This window comes from Novosphingobium colocasiae (assembly GCF_014652555.1).
Taxonomy (GTDB): Bacteria; Pseudomonadota; Alphaproteobacteria; order Sphingomonadales; family Sphingomonadaceae; genus Novosphingobium; species Novosphingobium colocasiae.
The window spans coordinates 1-22,914 of sequence record NZ_BMZA01000012.1; the positions used below are offsets into that span (position 1 = coordinate 1).

Here is a 22,914-nt window from a genome sequence, read left to right on the forward strand (position 1 = left end):
GCCATGATCTACCTCGCCGCAGCCGTCATCAATTCACGATAAATCCCCACAACCCCTAGGCGGCGTGGACAAATTCACTGCTCTTGGGCCCGTGGCAATTGGGGCTGGCGAGATGCCAGGGCTTTGATAGACTACGGATATGCTACCGACCCGCACCTTGACCGGATCACTTGTCATCGACGGGGATGATTACGAGTGGGAACTTCGCCGTGAGCCGCAGTGGTGCACTGCCGACGGTTGGCAGGGTATGCAGATCGCAGTTCGTGCCGCAAAGGCGAGTGGCCGAGAGGCGCTCCTCCAATTTCCAATGCCCCAGAAGGCCGCACAGCGAGCCCGAGGCAACCGACATCGCCCGCAAGTACATAAAGCAGAGTTGGAGGCTGCCGTAAGGTCGGCGCTGTCAGGCGGATGGGACCCGAATGCACGAGGGAGGCCTTTTCACGTTGACGTTTCAATCGACCATTGATTCAAGGCTGCTTTTTGGAGGCAGGCTTGAGCAGGGGCGATCTCAACGAAGTGGAATGGCGCATTTTGAAAGGCTTGCTGCCCATTGAGCCTGAGAACCGTGGTCGCGGCAGGCGTCCTGAACAGAACCGTTCGATCATCAACGGCATCCTCTGGCGGCTTCGGTGCGGTGCTCCTTGGCGCGACGTGCCGCCCAAAGACGGAAGTTGGAATACCATCTATCGTCGCTTCCGGCGCTGGAGCGAAGCCGGGGTCTGGGAGACCGTGGCCGTGACGCTGGCTGAGGTAATGGCGGACAGCGGTCACTATAGCATCGATAGCACTACCGTTCGCGCCCATGTCTCGGCAGCGGGCGGAAAAGGGGGACTCATCGACGCGCTCTTGGCCGCTCGCGGGGCGGGTTCACCAGTAAGCTTCACTGCCTCGCTGATTCCCTCGGACGACCACTCGCCTTCCATCTGACAGTCGGCGAGGCGGCAGATTGCAAGGCTTATGACGCCCTGATCGACCTGCCCGAGCGCGCACCTGACGCTTTGCTCGCCGACAAGGGCTACGATGCCGACGCAATCCGTGCTGACCTTGCCAAACGGAATATCGAGGCCGTCATTCCGGGGCGGTCAAACCGCCGCGTGAAAATCGAGCACGATCGGACGCTCTACAAGCAGCGCAATCAGATCGAGCGCATGTTCGGGCAGCTCAAAATCAACCGCGCCATCGCCACCCGATACGATCAACTCGCCAACAGCTTCCTCGGAATGGTCCATCTCGCCACCGCCAGATACTGGCTCAAATTTGTCCACGCCGCCTAGCAGCCGATCTTCCCGGCGATCGATACCACCGTTGCCCAGCGCGATGGATAATCCCGCTCGTGATCGAAAACCATCCGCACCGCACGCTCGCGGACCTCCGGCGAAAACTTGTTCGTTGTCTTGCTCGTCATGGCTCCACCTTCTCAGGAGTTGGAGCCTCCGGCAAACCCGGCGCGGTTCAAAGCGCATAAAATCAACAATCAAAGCCTGTGTCTACGCCATTCCGCGCACAGGCCTTATTACTGAAGCACCACCTTGCGAGGCGTGGGGCGTCCACATATGGCGTGATCGGAACTCAACGGAGTCCTCAGACAGTGCCGCCGCATGCCTTAGCATATTCGCACCCGAACTGTGGCACCGTAAGGCTGAAGCTCAACCGGCTGTTACTGCTTGCAGCAAGCTTGCTGCAAGCCCTCCTGTTCGCTTTTCCGGCTGCGGCGGGCGACGAAAATCAGACATACGGCCTGTCAGCGCCAAGACTGAGCACGGCACAAACCGCTGTCGGCGAACTGCTTGACGATCCGGCGGCCAGGGCCGTGATCGCCCGGCACGCCCCCGACCTGCTGCCGAACCCCGAGTTCAGTCGGCGACGATCGTCTTCACTGGCTGACCTCCAGTCCAACTTTCCCGCGGTTCTAACCCCTGCCGTGCTGGCTGCGATCGATGCTGATCTGGGGGCCTTGCCGCCGTCTCCCGCGACGCTCGCCTCGCTGCGAACGGCCCGAGCAGAGGTAACGGCCAGCAAACTGGATCCGACCAATCCCTGGATTACCCATCCAGCGGCCTATAATGCCGATTTTCAGCAGCAACCACTCGCCCTGCAATTCCGCCGAAGTTTCATCCTGGAGCGCAGACCCGCTCGATTGCTGGTCCATGTGAGCGCGGATCAGCGCTTCGTGCTCTACGCAAATGGCCGACGCATTGCTGCGGGTCCTGCTCGCGGTGACCTGCAGCACTATCGCTATGAGCGCATCGACCTGGCACCCTATCTCAAGTCCGGCCGAAATACACTGGCCGCGCAAGTCTGGAGTGACGGCAAACTGGCACCAGCGGCGATGGTGTCTGCCGGCCACACCGGCTTCATGCTGAAATCTGACGCACTGCGATACCGTACCGTCGGCACCTCGGCGAGCTGGCAAGTGCGAGTTGATCCATCGCGTGTTCCCTCCTCGGGTCGCCGGCAACTGATCCAATCGCTTGGCCCGGTCTACTACGTCGCAGGCCCGCCAGAGACCCATGATGCGGCGCGCCAACTGGTTGGCTGGCAAGGCGCGGGGGTGGGCCGGGACTGGATTTCGGCGGTGCCGGCCGTATCCGCCGGGCAACAGCGCCGCGTGCTAGTTCCCGATCTCCTTCCGCAAATGCGATTGGGTCCAGCGATGAGCGGCAAAATTGTGCGGATCAGCCCCGCAAACGCCCTGCAATCCGGGCGCGTGACGGTCGCACCGGGCCAGCATGCCTCGATCCTGATTGATCTGGGCCGGGTCCAGGCAGGGTACCCGCTGCTCGTCACAAGTGGCGGAAAAGGCAGCAACGTGAGCCTGACCTACACCGAGGCGCTGTACGACCCGGCCGACCGGGGACCGTCGCAAACCGCAGTGAAGTTTGCTGACCGAGGCCGCATTGACAACGGGCTGGCGCTGGGTCTGACCGATCGCTTCCTACTCGACGGGCGCAGCAGCGCGCGGTTTGAGCCGCTGTGGTGGCGAGCTGGCCGATATATCGAAGTTCGGGTCGAAGCCGGAAAGACTGCGGTGAACATTGATCGGGTTGCCATGCGCGAAACAGGCTATCCTTTTTCGCAGCGCGGCCGGTTCGCGAGCGACGACCCACAGCTCAACCGGATCTGGCAGATCGGCTGGAACACGGCGCTGGTCGACGCGCACGAAACTTACATGGACACTGCTTACTGGGAGCAGTTGCAGTACATCGGCGATACGCGCATCCAGGCCATGCTGTCCTACGATGTGGCGGGCGACCCCCGACTGGCTGTGCAGGCCCTAGACGCCTTTGAAGCATCCAGACGGATTGACGGGCTCCCGCAATCGGCCTGGCCCATGTCCGGTGTCAATTCGATCCCGCCATTCGCCCTGCTGTGGATCGGCATGTTGCATGACTACTGGATGAGACAGCCCGATACGGCGGTGCTCAAGCGAAACCTGGCCGGCATGCGAAGCGTGCTGGACTGGTACCGGCCTTATGTACGCGACGACGGGATGGTGCGCGCCACCCCGGGCTGGCTGTTCATCGACTGGCGCGACGGGCTTGATGGAGGGCGCGATCGCACGGGTGCGTCACCCGACAGCTGCATAATCGCCTTGCTACGGATCGGCGCCTTGCGCGAGGCGGCCGACATTGAGGGGGCGGTGGGGAGCCGGGAACGGTCGACCGCAAACCTGGCAGAAGCTGCCAAGGCGGCACAAGGGGTACAGGCACGGTGCTGGGACCAATCGCGGCAGCTCTATGCCGACGATCCGGACCACCGCAGTTTCAGCCAACACGCCAACGTCCTGGCTGTGCTTTACGACGTCGCGCCTAAAGATCGCCAGCAGGATATCATGGCGCGGATAATGGCTCCCGGCAAAGGGATCGACGCACCGGCAGGCATCACCGCGACCACTTTCTATTTCTCCTTCTACCTGGCGCGGGCGCTGGACCACGCGGGTCTTGCGGGTGGCTATCTCGACTTGCTGGAAACCTGGCGCGGTCTACTCGGCCAGCACTTCACGACCTGGCCGGAACGGCCCGACCCCAGCCGCTCAGACAGCCATGCATGGAGCGCGCACCCAACTTCCGGCCTGCTGACATACGTCGCCGGGATCCAACCCGCCACCGCTGGTTTCGCGCGGGTTCGCATTTCCCCGCACCTCGGACGACTGAACAGCCTTGATGCCGCCATGGCGCACCCCCGCGGCAACGTGCAGGTGGCATATCGACGTCTGCCGGCGGGCCTGGTCGCCAACATCCGGTTGCCTGCGGGCCTTTCAGGAACCTTCGTATGGCAAGCCCGCAAATGGCCGCTCCGGCCTGGGCCTAACCGGATCGTCGTTCCCAGCCATTAGAGTCTGTCCCGATTCTATCGCTTCTGCGCACGTCCTGGACCCCGCCTCCATGCGCTGGGCCGTTCTGCATCAACCCTTGTTGGTGCAATCGATGGGTCCTGACCCCCGGCGGCGCGGACGAATTCCGCGCCTCTACAGATCAAGTAGCTGATGTCACGACGGAAAACTCCGAAAGAATTTGAACATGCCCGCGCCCTGATGACATTAGGAACGGTGCGTACATACTCGATCGTATGGAGGGCCTTCAGCGGCTCGTTCCGCGGCGCTCATTCAGGGCCTGTCTGGACATTGCCGTGCGGGCAAGCGGAGCAACCATGACCCAAGGCGAGCCAGCCTGGGACTTCTGTAGCGACGTAACGTCTGTCCAAGTAACGACGCACCTTACAAACTCCGAATCTGCGCGGAGAAGCGAGCCAAGGCACTACGCCGTGAGCGAAGGGTAAGCGACCATGCCGACCAAACCAGCTAGCCTGATGACCACCGCCGTAATCGTTGCCGCATGCGGCTGGGCGGCAGGATTGGCGGGGTATGGCGCACTGTCCGGTCAGGCCCTGTCCGGTCAGGCACTGTCGGCACCTGCACAAATTGCACCCGGCGACGCTTCGCGGTGCGATGCTCTTGCAAGGATCGCCTTGCCGGACACCGAGATCGTCACCGCAGTGTTCCAGTCGGAAAATCTGCCTGTTTCCTCAGCAAGTTACACGGCGGCCGATCGATCGAAGGTCGGCGCGCCGATTTCCGGACTGCCCGCCTTTTGCCGTATAGCTGGACGCATTCACCCCGAGCCCGGTTCCGACATCCGGTTCGAGGCGTGGCTGCCGACGGAACGCTGGAACGGCCGCTACATGGGGGTGGGCAACGGCGGGTTCGCCGGCTCGATACGCTTCAAGGAAATGGGCGAAACGATCAGCGCCGGATACGCCACGGCCTCGACCGACACTGGGCACGACGAGCGCGTGACCCCGATGGCAACCTGGGCCCCTGGCAATCCGGTCAAGGTACGCGACTACGGGTGGCGTGCGGTTCATCTGACCACCGCGGTCGCCAAACGCCTCGTCGCGGCGTTCTATGGCCGGCCAGCCGACAAGTCCTATTTTCAGTCATGCTCGAACGGCGGGCGCCAAGGCCTGATGGAGGCGGCGCGCTTCCCCGACGATTTCGACGGCATTCTGGCGGGAGCGCCCGCCGCGGAAATGACCACGGCGGTGATGTCCCACGTGTGGAGCCAGCAAGCCCAGTCGAAGCCTGGCGCCGCCTTCCGGCCCGAGCAGATGAAGTTTCTGCAAAATGAGGTGCTCCGCCAGTGTGATGCACTCGATGGCAGAACCGACAATCTGATCGACGATCCCCGAACGTGCAAGGTCAATACCGCGAAGCTTTCCTGCGCCAACAGCAAATCGCCTCTGTGCTTCTCGGCAGCGCAGGTGCAAGCCTTGAACCGGCTTTACGCCGGTCCGACGAAGCGCGCGGGCAAGGCCCCTGCATTCGCCTTTCCCGCCTCGGGTGCCGAGGCCGGGCGGCCGGTCCCGTTCCTTGGCTGGGATGGCTTCATTGCAGCGGGAGGCGAAAGACCGCCCCAGCAGGTCGGCCTCGCCCTGGGCATGATCCGAGACATGCTGAGCCCATCGATCTCCTCTATCGACGCCTTTGACTGGACGCGGGATCCGGCACTGCTGACCGCCAAGCTTGGCCCCGATATCAACGTGCCGCCAAACCTGGAGAAGTTCTTTGCACGGGGCGGCAAGCTGATCATATACCACGGCTGGGCTGATGCAGCGATCCCGCCAGCCCAGACCATAGCGCTGCGCAAGGCCATCCTGAAGCGATCCGGCCCTCGGGCCGGGCAATCCATGCGGCTGTTCATGATCCCCGGCATGCAACATTGCTTCGGGGGAACCGGGTCGGAGATATTCGGCGAAATGACTGGGGCCGACGATAAGGCACAGGCCGAAACCAACATTTCCATGGCCCTGCGACAGTGGGTTGAACATGGTCGGGTGCCGGAGAGCGTCATCGGCACGAGCAGTCCTGCGCCCGGCCAGACGGAGAACTTTCGGCCGATCAGCCGGCTCCATTGCGTCTATCCGAAGCAAGCCAGTCTGAAGCGCGGGGCCGACCCCGCCAGCCCTCTGAACTACACGTGCAGGTGATCTTCTGCACAGGCAACCTGCCCCCGGAGCAGTGCTGCCGTGCCCACCTTCCACCCATCAGCAGCAATCGCTAGGAGCTTGGTATGCGAAATGGAATGCTCGGATCGTTGACCGGACTAGCCAGTGCTGCTCTGCTCATGATGGCGGGAGCGGCGCACGCCCAGGTTGCAGGTTCCGCCGAACCGCCCGCCCCGCCCCCGTTGCCTGATCCGTTCGGCGAACGTGTTTTCCACTTTGCAAATGGCGTCACCGCCACGACCGACATCGCCTTCTCGGCCATCCCCGGCTTCCGCCCGCTGCTGCTCGATCTCTATCGCGGTGCCGGGTCCGGTCCCAGGCCGCTGGTCATCTACGTCCATGGTGGTGGCTGGATGATCGGCCACCGTCGCGCCCCGATGATCCGCAACCAGGACTTCACCAAGGTGCTCGCCGATCTATCCGCCCGGGGCTACGTGGTCGCCTCGATCTCCTATCGCTTCAGCAAGGAAGCCCCTTTCCCCGCTGCCCAGGACGACGTCCGGACGGCGATCCGCTTCCTGCGCGCCAACGCGAACAAGTATGGGATCGACACCTCTCGTGTCGGTATCTGGGGGGCTTCTGCGGGTGCCCAACTCGCCGTGATGGAAGCCGTCAACTGCGGCAAGCCGGCGAGTGGTGAAGATCAGACAAACCTGACGCAGACCGATTGCGTGACGGCGGCTGTCGGCTGGTACGGACCCTATGACTTCCGCACCTGGCCGGCGAAGTATGCCCCCGGTCCGCGCAATGTCTATCTCGACTGCCCGATCGGGGCCTGCTCGGACGAGCGGCTCGCCGCGGTAAGCGCGATCACCTATATCAATCCCAAGGATCCGCCGATCCTGCTGATCACCGGAACCGAGGACAATACCGTTCCGGACAGCCAGTCACGCGAGATGGCGGCCGCGCTCCAGGCCATCGACGCCCCGGTCCAGCTTGAGATCATCCCCGGGGTCGGACACGGATGGAAGTCGCCGGACGAAGCCAAGACAATCGCCGCGATGGACCACGCCGCCGAGGTCACCTTCCGCTTCTTCGACAGCAAACTGAAGACCAGATAGTGCCGGTCGCACTGGCCGACAGTCAACCCAGCAGGCCCGCATTATGACAGCTTCCGGAACCTTGATTGATCGGCGCGGCATTCTCGCCGGCCTCAGCGCAGCGGCGGCATCCCTGACGACGCGCCCGGCGGGGGCAGCACCGTTTTTCCGGCGACACCACCTGGTTATGGGGGTGCAACTCTATACGGTCCGCGCCGAGGCGGAAAAGGATCTCCCGGGTGTCTTGGGAGCCTTGGCCACCATTGGCTACCGATCGGTCGAACTGGCAGGCCTCCTCGGGCGAACCGCGAGGGAGGTGCGCGCTGCGCTCGACGGCTCGGGTCTACGCTGCCCCAGCGTCCATTTCCAGCCAAGGACGCGCGGCACCGACCTCAGCTTTGCAGGCGACCTGACCCTGATGGCCGACACCCTTCACACGATCGGTGCCGACACGGCCGTGGTTTCGATCCCTTATATTCCCGACCGGCTGTGGCCGTCAGCGCCGAGGGGCGGTGACCTGCCAGCCATTCTGCAGCAGATGACCCTGGACGACTGGAAGGAGGGCGCAGACTATCTGAACAGCAAGGCTGCGCTGCTTCGATCCCAGGGCATTCGGCTCGGGTACCACAATCACAACGTCGAGTTCGCCGCGCTTGGCGACACCACGCCGATGGAAGTCCTGCTCGCACACACCGATCCGCGCCTAGTAACCTTCGAACTCGACGTGGGTTGGGCCGCATCGGCAGGCGTGGACCCTGTGGCACTGTTGGGGAAGCATCCGGAGCGCTTTTCGATGATGCATGTAAAGGACACCAAGCCGATCACCAAACCTGACTTCGCAATGGTCCAGCAGTCAACGGAAGTGGGGCATGGCATTGTCGAATGGCGCCAGGTGCTGCCCGCTGCCTACCGCGCCGGGGTTCGCCGCTTCTTCGTGGAGCAGGAACCCCCACTGGACCACGGGGGCATCGCTGCCGTCAGGGCCAGCTACGACTATTTGGTCAAGCTCGACATCTAGGGGGCGGGGATCCAAGGTTCTCTCCCCTGAACTGCCTCGCCCTGCGCGTTAAAGTCCATGATTTCCGCGCGGGCGGAATCGACTGCGGGCCAGTGGGGCAAGCCCGGTGCATTGGGGCTTGCTCTCTTTCCGAAATTAACGATGTAGCTGCTGATGAGATCGCCCACCGCAACGTCTCGTGGTGTGGTCTTGTCGGTGTAACGGTTCGTCACATTACCCAGAAAGTAGGGGACGTCCGTCGCGTGGCGCGCGCCATCCTCCGGCTTGCCCTGGGCCGCCGCTACGTAGGAAAAGCGGTAGTAGTAGACTGGAACACCGTATCCGCTGATGATGCCGGCAAGCTGTCGCGCACCGGCGATCATGATGCCGGTACGCCCGCCAATGTCGGCGCTGGTCGCGCCGATGATCAGCGGGACCCGAGCGAACGCGCCGCGTCTCAGCGCCGCGAGTTGAGGCACGGCGATCTTGCCGTCTGAAAACGGCGGGGAATAGGTTCGGGGAACGATGCCGCGCATGCTGTGCATGTTGAGACCGTCCACCACCGCTTCACTCGGAAGGGCCCGCAAGCGAGTCAGGGCGTGGAGACCTCTCTCTGCGATCCCCTTGGTTGCGGCAAAGGCGAGGCCCGCCTGCTCCTCGGTGCGCAGCTGATATCCTCCATTGAGGAGGGTCCCGTCACCCCCGGACATGACAACTGCCTTGTGGAACAGACCCTTGCCCGCCGGCGAGGTGAGCCAGTTGAGCACGGAAACACCGCCCGCACTCTCGCCCATCAGTGTGACATTATCCGGATCGCCACCGAAGGCCGCGATGTTGCGCTTCACCCATCGCAGCGCGGCGAGTTGATCCATGTAGCCGTAGTTGCCCAGTTGCCCCTTGTCTGCCCCGACTCTTGTCAGGGCCGGGTGGGCGAAGGTGCCGAAACGGCCGACGCGATAGTTGAAGCTGAAGAACAGTATGCCCTTTCGCGCCAAGCTTTCGCCAGAGAACACCGGCGACGATGCACCGCCATTCACGAAGGCACCGCCGTAGATCCACACGATGACGGGCAACTTGCCCACCGCACCTGCCGGACGCCAGATGTTGGCGTAGAGGCAGTCCTCGGCCGGGGGCACCCCCGCCGGTGCGGCATCACCGGCTGCCGCCTGCTGCATGCAATCGCTTCGGTATTCTGTCGCCGGCCGGAGACCTTTCCATGGCTTGGGGGGCCGGGGCGCGCGCCAGCGCCATGCGCCGGTCGGGGATGCCGCGAAAGGAATGCCTTTCCAGGTCATCACGCCTGCTTCCGCCGCCCCTCGTACCGCACCGCTTTGCGTCTGCACGATCGTTGCGAGGGGACGAGCGCCGACCGGGTGTGGCAGCACAGCCAGCAGACAACCGGCGAGCCACAGCGCAGTTGTCTGGTCCACACGCTCCTCGTTTCCGCAGCCGCTGGTTGCCGAGCGGTAAACCGACCTCGCGCGAACACGCATCAAGCAGTGAGGCTCGCCGCAAGGCGAGCCTCACACGCGCGAGCCTCCTCGATAATGCGCGGGATCAACTCGGCGATCGTGGGCATGTCGTGCACCAGCCCCACGGACATGCCGGATGCTGTCATGCCCGTCTCCAGTTCGCCGGTCGTGATCGTGATGGTGTGCATCTTCAACATCTTGGACATGCGCATCATGCCTTCGATCTGCTTCGGCCCGAGCGAGAGTGTTTGCAGCGCCAGCTTGTGCCACGGGATGTTGAGCTCCTTCGCAATGGTGAAGCTGTGCATGAAGATTTCGAAGACGTTGAGCATCCGCGTGCCGGCCATCTTTTCCGCCGCGACCGTGCGCATGATCCGGTTCGGGATACCGTCGAACCTATCGGAATAAAGGGTATCCTCGACGTCCAGGTCGATCGCCTTCTGTTTCCAGTTTTGGTGCATGGGCCCTTCCTGGGTGGTCCAGAACCGGGTGCCCATGGACACCCCGCTGGCACCAAGCGCCAATGCAGCCATGAGGCCCGACCCGTTGGCGACGCCGCCAGCAGCGATGACGGGAATTTCCAGCACTTCGGCAAGGCGCGGAATGAGGGTGAACGTGGTGATGTCGCCAGAGTGGCCTGCCGCTTCGTGGCCGGCGGCGATCACCGCGTCACATCCCTGGTCCTGGGCTTTCCTGGCCAGCTTGGTATCGGTCACCGAGGCCATGACCTTGCCTCCATAGGCATGGGCCGCCTTGCAGATCCAGTCGCCCTTGCCCATCGAGTAATTTATGACAGGTACCTGTTCCTCGAGCAGCACTTGGGCATTTTCCCGGCCATTGGGCAAAGCCAGAGGCGCATTGGCACCGAAGGGCTTGTCTGTCATCGAACGGATCAGGTGAATGTCGGCCCGGGTCTGTTCGGGTGGATTCGATCCGGCACCGTAGACCCCCAGCCCGCCTGCATTGGAAACTGCAGCGACCATATTGGGCAACGCCACGCGCCCCATGCCTGCATTGAGGATGGGATATTGGATGCCGAATGCGTCGGTAAGCGCGGTCTTCATGGGACGATCTCTTGCTTGACGAACAGAAACGATGGGCAATCAGAAGTAGGCTGGATCTTCCCACCAGGGGAAATAGTCTGGCATGTCGGTCGACACCCGGCACGGGAACTGCGGCGCTCGCTTCTCCACGAATGAAGTGACGCCTTCCTTTGCATCCGGTGAGGCGGCACGGGTGCGAATCCCTCGGCTTTCGATGCGGTGGGCCTCCATCGGGTGAGCCATGCCAAGGCTGCGCCAGGCCATCTGCCGCATCAGCGCAACGGATACGGGTGCCGTGTTGCGGACAATCTCGAGAGCGATCTCGCGGGCTCGGGGCAACAGGTCCTCGGCCGAGGTCACTTCGCTGACCAGTCCCACCTCTTTCAGTTCGGCGGCCGACAGGATCCGGCCGGAAAGGCTGAGTTCGAGCGCCTTGGCAATGCCTACCACGCGAGGAAGAAACCATGAGGAACAGCATTCGAACACGATGCCGCGACGGGCATAGACAAAGCCCAGACGCCCCTTGTCACTGCAGATTCGAATGTCCATGGGCAGCAGCATGGATGCGCCGATGCCCACGCCGGCACCGTTGATCGCACCGATCACCGGCTTGAGGCTCGCAAAAATCCGCAGCGCGAGACGGCCGCCGCCATCGCGGGCGGCCTCGGTCGAATAGTCGATCGACCCATCGGCCAGGACAGGGACGCTCGGCGTTTGCTTGCCGTCACCTTCCTTGTCGAACGCGGCCTTGCCGCGCGACAAGTCCGCCCCGCCGCAGAACCCCTTACCCGCGCCGGTGATGATCACCGCGCCAACACCATCATCGGCATCGACCAGGTCCAATGCGGTCAGGATCTCGTCGAGCATTGCCGCACCCATCGCGTTGAACACGTCAGGCCGATTTAGGGTGAGCGTCGCGACGCCGTCGACGACCTCATAAAGAATGTGCTCGAATGGCTGGGTCATCGGTCGTCACCTAAAGCTGAAATTGGGCGGGCGCTTTTCGAAGAATGCCTGCTGCTTCTCAGCCTTGTCCTCGGTGGACTGGGCCATGAACACCCCCCGGGTCTCGAACTCCATAGCCTGTTCAAGGCTTCCCGCGTTCTGGTTCGCCCATAAGGACTGCTTGGTAACCCAAATCCCCATCGGCACGTTGACCACGATATTCCGGGCTATTTCGAGACAAGCCTCCTGCAGTTCATCGTCGGGAACGGACTTGAGCACCAAGCCGATGCGCTCAGCTTCATCTGCCAGAACCGGTCGCGCGGTGAGCAACAGTTCCGCTGCTCGCTGGGTGCCGATTGCGCGGGGGAGCATATAGCTGATGCCAAGTTCCGCTCCGGAGCCGGCATTGTGAATGGAGTTGACGAACTTGGCGGAATGGGCGGCAATCGAGATATCGGAGGCCAAGGTATAGGCCAGAGCCATGCCCGCCACGACGCCGTTCACCCCGCAAATCACGGGCTGCGGCAGGTTCCTCAAGGCTAATGGGATAGCAGCGATAACACCCATGGCGTAGCGAGTGAAGAATGCCTTGCCGACGCCCTCTGGCACCCATTGGGGCGCTCCCTTGTCGCGCAGGTCGTGACCGGTGCAAAAACCCCTTCCCGTCGCGGTCAAAATGACCGCCCGGACGCGCGGGTTGAACTTGATGTCCTCAAGGATTGCCAGCAATTCCTGGTACATCGGATATGTGAAGGCATTCATCGCCTCGGGCCGATTGATAGTGATGCGCCGAACGCCGTCTATTGGCTCGTCGATCAAGAAGTCATCTGACACCGAGGTTCTCCATTCCATACGCTTCACAGTGAAGCCTGGGGTGCGCGAATCTGCACCTCAAGCCACCAAGCTCCGACCTTAATCCGTTGCGCGCGCCCCATTGAGGAAGGCCTTCTTCCAGCGCACGATGTTCACACTTTCAAACAGGTCGGCCGTCGTGAAAGGGTCCGCCGCGACAAAGGCTTCCGCCTCGGCCCTGGTATCGCAATCCAGCAGGATTGCTGCGCCAATAAAGGTCTCGCCGCTGTCATCCTGGAGGCCGCCGCTGGCAACGAGGCTGGCAGCGCGTTCCTCCAAGAAGGCGTAGTGCTGGGCGCGGAATTGGGCACGGATATGCTCGGTGCCGAGTTTGTCCATCGTAAGGATCAGGAACGCCACTCGTACTCCCTACCTTTCCGCAGACCGGGCCTGCATCAAAACCTGCATTTCCGCCTGCCACTCTTCGATCGGCTTGAAGCCGGGCTGTCTCTCGCAGAATGCCTGAGTCTGCCGGCGAATTTCATCCTCGCTCAGCGAAAAGTCGAGAGGTTCCTTGATCGGCTGTTCGATGTACCAGTCACTATCGGTGAAGACCTCCACGCGATTGCCCGCCGGGTCGCGGAAATAAAGCGACCACGCATTCCCGTGGATTACGGGCTCCAGATCAGTGACTTTCTCGCCATCCAAACGCTTGGCGAATTCCAGCAAGGTCGCCAGCGAATCCAGCCGGAACGACATCTGATTCAGCACTTTGGCGGAACCTTCGGCCTCCGGGGAACTGATGAAGACGATCTGGTGGTGCTCCGACGGATTTTGACTGAGAAAGGTGATCGAGGAGCCGTTGAGCATCCCGCGATCGGTGACGAAGAACCCCATCACCTCGGTATAGAAGCGAACGATCGCATCGGTGTCCGAAACATAGAGCCCGACGTGGCTGAATTGGAGGCGAGGGCGCGGGTCCATGAATCAATCCTGATCGATGATAGGATTGGAAAGGACACCGATGCCGCTGACCTCCACCTCGCAGATGTCGCCGGCTTTCATGAATACCTGCGGATCACGCTTGACGCCGACGCCGCCCGGTGTGCCGGTAACGATAACGTCGCCTGGGCGGAGTTCCACAATCGTGGAGAGATAGGCAATCTGTTCAGGAATCGAGAATATCATCTCATCAACCGTGGCCGATTGCATGATTTCGCCGTTGAGACGGGTTTCCAGCTTCAGTTCGGCAATCTCGCCCAACTCGTCCGGGGTGACCAGCCACGGACCGAATGCACCCGTGCGGGCAAAGTTCTTACCGGGCGCCCACTGCGAGGTGTGAAATTGCCAGTCCCGCACTGACCCGTCATTGTAGCAGGAGTATCCGAAAACATGTTCGTAGGCGGCAGCCTCGCTGATGTCGCGTCCACCCTTGCCAATGACCAGCGCGACTTCACCCTCGAAATCGAGACGCTCGGAAACACGAGGACGTACCATAGGGGCTCCATGCCCCACCTGGGAGTCGGCCACGCGAAGAAACACGATCGGGTAGCCTAGCCGCTCGCGGTTTGTTTCGACGCGGTGGGTCTCGTAGTTCACGCCTATGCAGAAAATCTTCGACGGGTTCGGAATGACCGGGAGGTATTCGATGTCGGCGAGGCTGATGCGTTCACGGACAGCATCGACGGCGGCACGGGCCTCGGCGACCGAAGAATGGGCAATGAGGTCACACAGGTTCGCGACGCCGCTCATCGCTCCGGCGAGCGGAGCGATTTCTTCACCCACGACGGCCCCAAAACCCTCGACTCCGCGCCAGCGAAATGTTGCGAATTTCACGTTGTACCTTTCCCGCCTTCCCGGCGCGTGCAACTCATTAACCGGGAACCGCTGGATACCGAAAAGCGCTCCAGCATGCCCGCTTTCCCAAGCTCCGGCACTATTCTAAAATTTTAGTACCATCAATCTCACCACCGCGAGCTGCCGCTTTCATCACGCTTGCGATGGCCTCGACATGCCACCGTGGCGAGCTTGAACTCCAGCGAGCTGCCGCCTTCTTATTCCCATGCCGCAGAATATCGCCGAAACGTCACATCCTGCGGCGCGGCTTCACATCGTGCGGATGAGTGCACTCAAATTCAAAAGGCTTGTGCATATTGCGCGATGGCGCAGGAAAATAGCCAATGCTAGAATTTAAGCTCAGTCAAAAAAACGCAATGGGAGATGTTTCGCTGTGGCCAGAGACCGAAACGCACTGATAAAGTCGGGAGCGCGCGTTCTCGACATCCTCGAATTGTTCGATGAAAGCACCTCTTCGGTAACTGTGATGGAGGTTGCACGCGCTCTCGACCTGCCGCAATCGAGCACTTCGGGTTTGCTCGATTGCCTGCTGCAGCGCGGCTACCTGCAACGCGAAGCTCCCACCCGCGCGTTTGTGCCCACGGCTCGCCTCGCACTGTTGGGAGACTGGGTTCAGCCGGCCCGGTTCCGGTCGGGGGCCGTCCACTCCGTGGTCGACCGGCTCAGCAACAACCTGAGCGGCAGCGTCATCCTAGCCTCGCTCAACGGTGTGCGCCTCTGGTATGTCCATGCGACGGGTGATCCCATGCCTGGCTTCATTCGCACCAATACGCCGCATTCCCCTCTGCGCTGCGCTGCGGGCAAGGCCCTGCTATCGACCATCGATCCGACTTATGTCCGTGGGCTCATCCATCGTCTGAACGCCGAGGCAGATGCGGTCTCGGTAAAGCCGGCCGATTTTCTGGCGACGCTGGACGAAGTGCGTGCCAACGGCTACGCGACTTCGGAGATGGGCGACGATCACCACATGGTCGCCGTGCTGCTGCCGCCGGGCGACGGCGAAGCGCTGGCGCTCGGGGTCGTCGCGCGCGGTCCGGCGACTTCATCCGGGGTCGAGCAGATTGTGCGGCACTTGCGACAAGCGGTTTCCACTGACATCGGGCTCAGCACCGCCTTCCCGGTAGCGCAAAACCCGCGCTGGAGCAGTGTGGCCTAAAAATCGGGAAAGGCTGCAGTCATTAAATGACCTGATGACGTGACCTGTGCGAGGTAGTTTGACCCCTGCCCGCACGCTGGTTAGCTTCTCGTTGCCGAAGATGACGAGACTTGCGGCAGAACAGGCGGTGGAGGTGATCCCCGCCTGAGCATCCTGCGCTGCGGCGCGACGACCCCAGCTTGGCAAATGTCCAGGCGCGGGTATGGAAAGGCAACTGATGAACGGGCGCTATGACCAATTTACCGATCTAGCGTTTGAGCAACCAGCGCCTCACGTCCTCCGGGTCATCCTTAACCGTCCCGGGCGCATGAACGCGGTAAACGCCCAGCTTCATCGACAATTGCATGAAATCTGGCCCGTGATCGATCGCGACCCGGACGTGCGCGTGGTCATCCTGACTGGTGCCGGACGGGCCTTTTGCGCCGGCGGCGACATGGGCGACATCGCTGCCGAAGCGGAGACCGACTCAGAACAGGTATTCGTCAGCAATTTCAGGGCGGCACGCGAACTGGTCGATGTGCTGATCAACTTCTCCAAGCCGGTCGTCTCCGCGATCAACGGGCCTGCCGTCGGAGCAGGCCTTGCCCTCGCCCTCCTGTCCGATATCTCGATCGCAGCGCGCGACGCGAAGCTGCTTGATGGGCACCTCCGCATCGGCCTGACCGCGGGCGACCATGCCGCGATCATCTGGCCACTGCTGTGCGGCATGGCAAAGGCGAAGCTGCACCTGATGACCAACCGGCCACTGACCGGGGAGGACGCGGCCAACTGCAACCTGATCTCAATGGCGGTCGACAAGTCGGAACTTGAGGCAACGGCTCTTGAGGTCGCTCAGGAACTGGCCGCAGTCGCCCCTACGGCGCTCGCGATGACCAAGCACGTGCTCAATCACTGGCTCCGCGAGAAGCGAGCAATCTTCGAGCTGTCCGCCGCATTCGAAATGGTGAACATGGCGGGTGGCGATGCCCGCGAGGCCATACGGGCAATGAATGCGGGCAGCAGTCCCATCTTCAGGCCTCGAACCCACCACATCTAGGATCCGATATGGACGAGAATGAACTGGCGATGCTGGGGGACAGCGTTCGAGAAGTCCTCCAGAGCGAATGTCCCCACGATATGGTGCTCCGCCACGTCGACGGTGAAGACCTGCGCGAACCCTTGTGGCGGACGGTAAAGGATCTTGGCTGGACCGCCTTGTCGGCGGGAGAAGAGTATGGTGGCCTTGGTCTCGGACCAGACGCCCTCGCCCTCCTCTATCGCGAACTTGGCACCGCGCTTGCCCCCGTCCCCTTGTTGCCAACGCTGATCGCCTCCGAACTGCTGTACCGGTTCGGAAACGCAGAACAGCGCTCGGAATGGTTGGGCGGAATCGCCGCTGGCGAACGTCGGGTTGCCCTCATGCAGATGGGTGCCACGCCCCTGCGCTTGGTGCGATCCGGTTCGAGTGTCAAACTTTATGGCACGGCAGAGCATGTCCTCGAGCTTAAAGGCGCTGACCTCGCCCTGGTCCTTGCTCGCAGCGATGAGGGTGAAACTGCGCGGGTCATGATCCATCTTCAGGAAGACGGGGTTGTTGCTTTCGAGCAACCGTTGGTCGACGTCACGCGCAGCTTCGGCAAGCTTCGACTGGACGCCCTCCAACTCCCCGCCGGGCGTGTACTTGGCGGCCCGCAGCTTGAGCATGCGATCGCCTGTCACGGCACGCTTGCCATTGCGGCGGACAGTACGGGCGGTGCCGATACCATTCTCGCCCTCACTGTCGAATACCTCAAGACGCGCGAGCAGTTCGGTCGCCTAATCGGTTCATTCCAAGCGCTCAAGCACCGCTGCGCAGACCACAAGATGGCACTGGTCGCGGCAGAGGCAATCCTTGACGATGCCGTCTCGTCGACCGCTGCCGACCAAGAAGCATGGCCGGACCTTTCCGCCGCAAAGGTGGCGGCCAGCGAAGCCTATGCCGCCTTGGCCCAGGATGCGGTCCAACTTCATGGCGGTATCGGTTTCACGTGGGAGCATGTGTGCCATCTCTTCCTCAAGCGGGCGAAGCTGAACCAGTCGCTGTTCGGCTCAACCGGATGGCATCTTGACCAGATCGGCCGGCAACTTGCCGCATAGGTATCCTCGGATGACTGACACCATACCCGCCCCGTCCACGATCGAGCAGACGGAATCGCCGCTGGCCTTCAAGGAGGATCTCGGAGCTTTCCGGCTGGCCTTGCGCAGTTGGATCGAACGCACTGTTCCCAAGGATTGGCGCGAACGACACTGCGGGGGGACCGCTGAAGAATTCGCCCGGTTCCAGCGCTGGTGGTTCGATCAGTTGCGCGCTGCCCGCTTGGCAAATTCCCACTGGCCGGTCGAATGGGGTGGGGAAGGCCTATCCCTGGCCCACCGGATCGTGATCTTCGAAGAGATGGCCCGAGCGCAAGCGCCCAGTGCCGAGATGTTCGTCATCTCGCTGTATCACCTTCCCGCAACGCTGTTCGCCCACGGCACCGCCGCACAGCGCGAACGCTTTCTCAACGGGGTCGTGGAGCAGGGAGAGGTATGGGCACAAGGCTTTTCCGAACCGAATGCGGGGTCGGACCTGGCCTCCCTGCGCACCCGGGCCGAGCGCAAGACGATCGACGGGCGCGATGTCTATGTCGTCAATGGCCAGAAGACCTGGTCGTCATTTGGCATGTTTGCCGACTGGTACCTGTTGCTTGCCAGGACCGACCTCACCGCCCGCAAGCAAGCCGGTATCTCCTACTTCATCATGGACATGCGCGCGCCCGGCGTCACCGTGAGACCGATCCGGCAGATCACCGGCGAATCCGAATTCGCGGAGGTGTTTCTCGATAACGTCGAAATCCCGGCTGAAAACCTCATCGGGAAAGAAAACGAGGGCTGGTCGATTGCGCAGTCCACCCTGGCGGCTGAGCGGGGCCTGATCATTTTCGAGGCGGTCGAACGCATGGCGATCGCCTTCGAACGCGAAGTGGAAATGGGTCGTGGAACCTGGATGAAGGACACTGCCTACCTACGTGAGTTTTCCGCTTTGTACGTCAAGATGAAGTCTATCCGCCTGCTGGTCAGACGCATGTTGAAGGAAGTGGAGCGCGACCCGCACATGGGCGGGTCCGAGACTGCAACCTATATCAAGCTTGGCTTTGCGGTTCTTCTCCAAGCTTACAACGAGTTCATGCTGCGCGTCAGCGGTTTTGACGCTCAATTTGAAAAGCCCGCGATCCGGAGTGCGGGGCATCACACCGCCAACCGGTTCGTGGACTATCTCTCCAGCTATTCGTGGACCATCTCGGGCGGGTCTAACGAGATCATGCGCAACGTCGTTGCCGAGCGCATTCTCGGCTTGCCGCGCGGGTAAACCACGCGCCGGGAACGGGACGAGGCACCCGCCAGCCCGCGCGCTCGTCGTCAGTCGTTGTTGGCAGTGCCCCGTAAGACAGCCCGCTCTGCCAACAAAGCGGCAGGCCGGCACCGCCATTCAATCCGCTCCCGTCGCAGGGACGATCGTCAACAGTTCGTTCGCGTCCAGGGCGTGGAGGGCCGCGATGTAACCAAAGGCAAACGAGGCGATGATGCTAGCCCCCGCTGCGGGATAGCAGCGGCCGAACACCGAAGCCGTCGAATTTCCGATCGCGTAGAGTCCTGGGATAGGCTCACCACTGGGCTTCACCACACGGGCATATTCGTCTGCGACGACCCCGCCCGCCGTCCCGACGTCGCCCGGGAAGATCGGGCACGCGTAGAACGGCCCTTGCTCGATAGCGCCCAAGTTAGAGTTGGGATGAACCGAAGGGTCGCCATGAGCCCGATCGAAGGCCCGGCTGCCGCGCCCAAAGTCCTCATCGACCCCTGATGTGCAGAAGCGATTGAACCGGCTCACTTCCTCGCTCAGGCCGGCAGGATCGATCCCGCACTGAGCTGCCAGCTCCCCGAGGGTGTCCGCTTTCTTCATGTAGCCGGATTCGAACCACTGGTCCGGATTCTTGCCGGGAGGCTGGTTGCCCCATGGGTAGCGTTCGCGATGGCGTCGATCAAAGATTGCCCAGCAGGGCAGCCCTATGCCCTTTTCCCGCTTGCGCGCGAGCATCCGCTCGCCGATTTCCATGTACGATCCCGCCTCGTTCGCCACGCGGCGACCATCCTGGTCGACCATGATGACGTGCGGAAGTGCGATGTCCATGTGATGAAAGAATGGCAGAACCTTGCCATCGGGCATTACCGAGCCCTCTGGCCAGACGCCATCGAGCCCGCGCGAAGTGATGACCCACCAGGCAGTATCCATGCAGTCCGTCGCGGCGCCAAGATCGATGATGGCCCGAAGAACCTCTCCCGTGTCGCCCGGGTTGGCGTTAGTCCACGCGCTGCCCACGAGGCCGCCGGTCTGATCCCTGCGATATTCATCGTCGCGCGAAAAACCGCCGGCGTTGCAGATCACGCCCGCGCGAACCCGAACCAGGACTTCCTCGCCATCCCGCATGGCCCTGACGCCGCAAACCCGGCCACCCTCCACCACCAGCCCGGTAACGGGCGTGCTGCGGTGAAGTTGGATCCCGTGCTTCAGCGCAATCTGCAACATGCGGCCCTGAATGGCCGCGCCGTTGCATACGTTCAAACGGCCCAACAGCTTGTTGCGCATCATCAGGGCACCGAACCGGAGTGCCTTCAGCTTACCCGCCCAGGTCCGCTTCATCAGGAACAGGGTGGGAAACTCGTCGGCACCGATCGGCATCCCGAGTGAAATCGGATACATGGAAAGAAGGTCCTGCCACTCCCCCAGTTCCTTCATGTTGAACGGCTCGGCCATAAGGGAGCGCCCCTCCGGCAATCCACCGGGGACTTCATCGTAATAGTCGGGCCAGTCGTCATGCGGGCGGCGGACCTTGAGGCCGAGGCCGCACAGGAATTTGATCACCCGCGGGGCGGCTTCCAGCAATGCGTCACGACGCCGGGGCGTTACGCCCGGACCACGATAGGTCACTACGTTGTTGAAATAGGTTCGAGCCTTCTCGATGCTGTCTTCGATGCCGTCCTGCTTCAACAGGTGATTGTCGGGGACCCACCAAACGCCTCCCGAGAAGCTGGTCGAGCCGCCGACCGTGTCCTGCTTTTCCAGGATCACGACGGACTTGCCCATCGCCTGGGCAGCAAGGGCAGCGGCCATGGAGCCGCCACCAGACCCCACGATTACAAGATCATATTCATTGTCGAGTGGCGGATTGGGCACCATGGTGTGATTTTCTTCCCGCTGTTGGGTGCGCGCATCAAGACTGGGCGCACGCTGCAAACTTTATGAAACCGGCGTACAGCGCATCGATCTGCCCAGCCGATCGACAGGATCAGTCGGCGGCCGCGTCCGGGATTGCCCCTCCCATGTGCTGGCCAGCGATGAAGCCGAACGTAACGGCCGGCCCCAGCGTGAAACCGCCCGCCGGTGAATTACCTCCGCCCATGGTATTGAGATCGTTGCCAGCAGCATAGAGCCCGGGAATGGGACCGCCATCGGCACCCAGAACCTGCGCATTCCCATTGGTCCGCAGGCCGGCGAGCGTACTGAAATCTCCTGGAAGGATCTTGACCGCGAAAAAGGGGCCGTGCTCCAGTGCGCGCAGGCTCGGATTTGGCTTGTTCAAAGGATCGCCATTGCGCTTGTCCAGCGGGCTTTCGCCCCTGTGGAACTCGGGATCGACGCCCTGATTGGCGTTGGCATTGAAGGTGGCGACCTGAGCGGCGAAACCCGCCTGATCGATGCCGCACTTGCGTGCCAGTTCATCAAGTGTGTCGGCCTTGATAACATAGCCCGAGCGGACATGATGGCCGTGGGGCAATGGCGAGGGGCGAACCACGCCAATGCCAAAGCGCGAGACGGCCTGCTGGTCGGCGATGAGCCAGGCCTCTATTGGGGCATTACCCGCAGCCTTGGCCATGGCACGCACCAGGTCGTTGCCGATCGCGGTTTCCCGCTCGAAGCGCTTGCCCTGGCCGTTGACGATGATGAAGCCCGGCTTGGACCTGTCCACCCCGTGGGCATAGAGATCATGGCCGCCCCGGCGATTCGGAACCCGGGACACCGGCCACCACGAGGTGGTGTTGAACATCCGGTCCTCGATCTTCCCGCCGACCTCTTCAGCCATGCGAATGCCGTCCCCGGTGCAGCCCTCCTTGGCCATCGGGAATGCCTGCTCGGCAAGGCGGGGGATGGGTGCGAGAGCCTTGCGGCGGGCCATGTCGTGCGGATAACCGCCGGTGGCGAGAACGACCCCCTTGCGCGCCAAAATCCGGACCGGCCGTCCTTCGCGCATGGCCATGGCCCCGATCACGCGGCCGTTTTCCTGGATCAGCGAGGTGACTGCGGTGGACCGCCACAGCGGCGTCCCGCTGTCGAACACCGCCTTCGCCATTCGTCCAACCAGCGCGCTGCCACTGGCCAGACGCATCGCCTGACGCTTCGTGACCATATCACGCACATGTTCGATCATTCGGCCCGCTACCAGCTTGAACGACGCCTTCGACCGCCAGACATTGAAGAAATCGCCCAGTTCGCGGGCCGAGACCATCATGCCCATGAAGGTCATAGTCGGAATCGGTTTGGCGAGATGGTAGGCATTTTTGCCCAGTTCGCGGGCATCATAAAGCGGGACGGTTAGGGTACGACCCTTATCCTTGGCACCCGGCAAATGGGGATGATTGTCGGCCACGGCATCGTTGCGGACGAACTTCATCGACGGATAGGCGTTCCGATAGGCCTCGACCATACGCGGAGCGTGGGTGAGATAGGAATCGACGATTTCCTCGTTGTAGACGTCCCTCGCCTCAGCCTGGACGTAGGCCTTGGCTTCTTCCCTGCTATCCGCGATGCCGTCGGCAAGGGAAAGCGGGTTCAGTGGAATCCAGAGCATTCCGCCCGACCGCGCTGCAGTGCCACCAAAGGTCTCGGTCTTTTCCACGAGCAGTACATCGAGACGAGCGAGCTTTGCAGACATCGCCGCAGACAACCCCCCCGCCCCGGAACCCACCACCAGCACATCGACGGTAATCTCATTGGCAACCGCCTGCTTCGAGTTTGTGTCTTGCATAGTGCCTGTCTCTTTTTTGAGGGCGC

The 22,914-nt window shown here is 62.1% G+C and carries 18 protein-coding genes and 1 pseudogene; 9 read left to right on the top strand and 10 right to left on the bottom strand.

Features of this window, described 5'->3' with window-relative positions:
• Positions 1-516: 516 nt before the first annotated feature.
• Positions 517-1,274, top strand: a protein-coding gene (locus IE122_RS13960) for an IS5 family transposase (protein WP_373299140.1) whose coding sequence is annotated in 2 segments (ribosomal slippage) — positions 517-832 and positions 832-1,274 — 759 coding nt in all. Because the reading frame shifts where the segments join, the coding sequence is not laid out codon by codon here.
• On the opposite strand, the pseudogene IE122_RS13965 reads toward IE122_RS13960, so the two are convergent.
• Positions 1,274-1,405: pseudogene (locus tag IE122_RS13965) on the bottom strand (IS3 family transposase); the annotation flags it as partial. The gene IE122_RS13960 and the pseudogene IE122_RS13965 sit on opposite strands and share 1 nt — an antisense overlap.
• A gap of 270 nt (positions 1,406-1,675) precedes the next feature.
• On the opposite strand from IE122_RS13965, the gene IE122_RS13970 reads away from it, so the two are divergent.
• The 4 genes from IE122_RS13970 to IE122_RS13985 all read left to right on the top strand — a co-directional run bounded on the left by IE122_RS13970 (position 1,676) and on the right by IE122_RS13985 (position 8,562).
• Positions 1,676-4,336, top strand: coding sequence for a family 78 glycoside hydrolase catalytic domain (locus IE122_RS13970; RefSeq protein ID WP_189621797.1), 2,661 nt, complete (start codon positions 1,676-1,678; stop codon positions 4,334-4,336).
• Between the two features lie 473 nt (positions 4,337-4,809).
• Positions 4,810-6,486, top strand: coding sequence for a tannase/feruloyl esterase family alpha/beta hydrolase (locus tag IE122_RS13975; RefSeq protein WP_189621798.1), 1,677 nt, complete (start codon positions 4,810-4,812; stop codon positions 6,484-6,486).
• 200 nt (positions 6,487-6,686) lie between these two features.
• Positions 6,687-7,565 (top strand): alpha/beta hydrolase, encoded by an 879-nt coding sequence (locus tag IE122_RS13980; protein WP_189621799.1) that lies wholly within the window; start codon positions 6,687-6,689, stop codon positions 7,563-7,565.
• Positions 7,566-7,608: 43 nt separating this feature from the next.
• Positions 7,609-8,562 (top strand): sugar phosphate isomerase/epimerase family protein, encoded by a 954-nt coding sequence (locus IE122_RS13985; RefSeq protein ID WP_189621800.1) that lies wholly within the window; start codon positions 7,609-7,611, stop codon positions 8,560-8,562.
• Here the strand turns inward: IE122_RS13985 and IE122_RS13990 are convergent.
• From IE122_RS13990 to IE122_RS14020, 7 genes are all read right to left on the bottom strand, one after another.
• Positions 8,559-9,971, bottom strand: a complete 1,413-nt coding sequence (locus IE122_RS13990) for a carboxylesterase/lipase family protein (RefSeq protein ID WP_229814173.1) — start codon at positions 9,969-9,971, stop codon at positions 8,559-8,561. The two genes, IE122_RS13985 and IE122_RS13990, sit on opposite strands and share 4 nt — an antisense overlap.
• Before the next feature lie 62 nt (positions 9,972-10,033).
• Complete coding sequence (locus IE122_RS13995) at positions 10,034-11,116, bottom strand: NAD(P)H-dependent flavin oxidoreductase (protein WP_268249020.1); 1,083 nt, start codon at positions 11,114-11,116, stop codon at positions 10,034-10,036.
• A complete protein-coding gene (locus IE122_RS14000; protein ID WP_189621803.1) occupies positions 11,117-12,022 on the bottom strand; it encodes a crotonase/enoyl-CoA hydratase family protein in 906 nt (301 codons plus the stop codon).
• Between the two features lie 6 nt (positions 12,023-12,028).
• Entirely contained in the window at positions 12,029-12,835 is an 807-nt protein-coding gene (locus IE122_RS14005) for an enoyl-CoA hydratase-related protein (protein WP_229814175.1), read from the bottom strand.
• Positions 12,836-12,913: 78 nt separating this feature from the next.
• A complete protein-coding gene (locus IE122_RS14010; protein WP_189621808.1) occupies positions 12,914-13,213 on the bottom strand; it encodes a YciI family protein in 300 nt (99 codons plus the stop codon).
• A 9-nt stretch (positions 13,214-13,222) separates the two neighbouring features.
• Positions 13,223-13,777 carry a VOC family protein gene (locus tag IE122_RS14015; protein WP_189621810.1) on the bottom strand — a complete coding sequence of 185 codons (555 nt, stop codon included), beginning with the start codon at positions 13,775-13,777 and terminating at the stop codon, positions 13,223-13,225.
• Between the two features lie 3 nt (positions 13,778-13,780).
• Positions 13,781-14,578: a fumarylacetoacetate hydrolase family protein gene (locus IE122_RS14020; protein WP_229814177.1), complete on the bottom strand. Its 798-nt coding sequence runs from the start codon at positions 14,576-14,578 to the stop codon at positions 13,781-13,783.
• Between the two features lie 445 nt (positions 14,579-15,023).
• Between IE122_RS14020 and IE122_RS14025 the strand changes: the two genes are divergently transcribed.
• The 4 genes from IE122_RS14025 (at position 15,024) to IE122_RS14040 (ending at position 19,173) form a co-directional block, all read left to right on the top strand.
• Positions 15,024-15,806 carry an IclR family transcriptional regulator gene (locus IE122_RS14025; RefSeq protein ID WP_268249021.1) on the top strand — a complete coding sequence of 261 codons (783 nt, stop codon included), beginning with the start codon at positions 15,024-15,026 and terminating at the stop codon, positions 15,804-15,806.
• Positions 15,807-16,023: 217 nt separating this feature from the next.
• Positions 16,024-16,842, top strand: coding sequence for an enoyl-CoA hydratase/isomerase family protein (locus IE122_RS14030; protein WP_189621815.1), 819 nt, complete (start codon positions 16,024-16,026; stop codon positions 16,840-16,842).
• 8 nt (positions 16,843-16,850) lie between these two features.
• Positions 16,851-17,921, top strand: a complete 1,071-nt coding sequence (locus IE122_RS14035; RefSeq protein WP_189621817.1) for an acyl-CoA dehydrogenase family protein — start codon at positions 16,851-16,853, stop codon at positions 17,919-17,921.
• Positions 17,890-19,173: an acyl-CoA dehydrogenase family protein gene (locus IE122_RS14040; RefSeq protein ID WP_189621819.1), complete on the top strand. Its 1,284-nt coding sequence runs from the start codon at positions 17,890-17,892 to the stop codon at positions 19,171-19,173. Before IE122_RS14035 ends, IE122_RS14040 begins: the two co-directional genes overlap by 32 nt.
• A 120-nt stretch (positions 19,174-19,293) precedes the next feature.
• On the opposite strand, the gene IE122_RS14045 is transcribed toward IE122_RS14040, so the two are convergent.
• Both IE122_RS14045 and IE122_RS14050 read right to left on the bottom strand, forming a co-directional pair.
• A complete protein-coding gene (locus IE122_RS14045) occupies positions 19,294-21,099 on the bottom strand; it encodes an FAD-binding protein (RefSeq protein WP_229814181.1) in 1,806 nt (601 codons plus the stop codon).
• Between the two features lie 52 nt (positions 21,100-21,151).
• Entirely contained in the window at positions 21,152-22,888 is a 1,737-nt protein-coding gene (locus IE122_RS14050; RefSeq protein WP_189621821.1) for an FAD-dependent oxidoreductase, read from the bottom strand.
• Positions 22,889-22,914 lie beyond the last annotated feature (26 nt).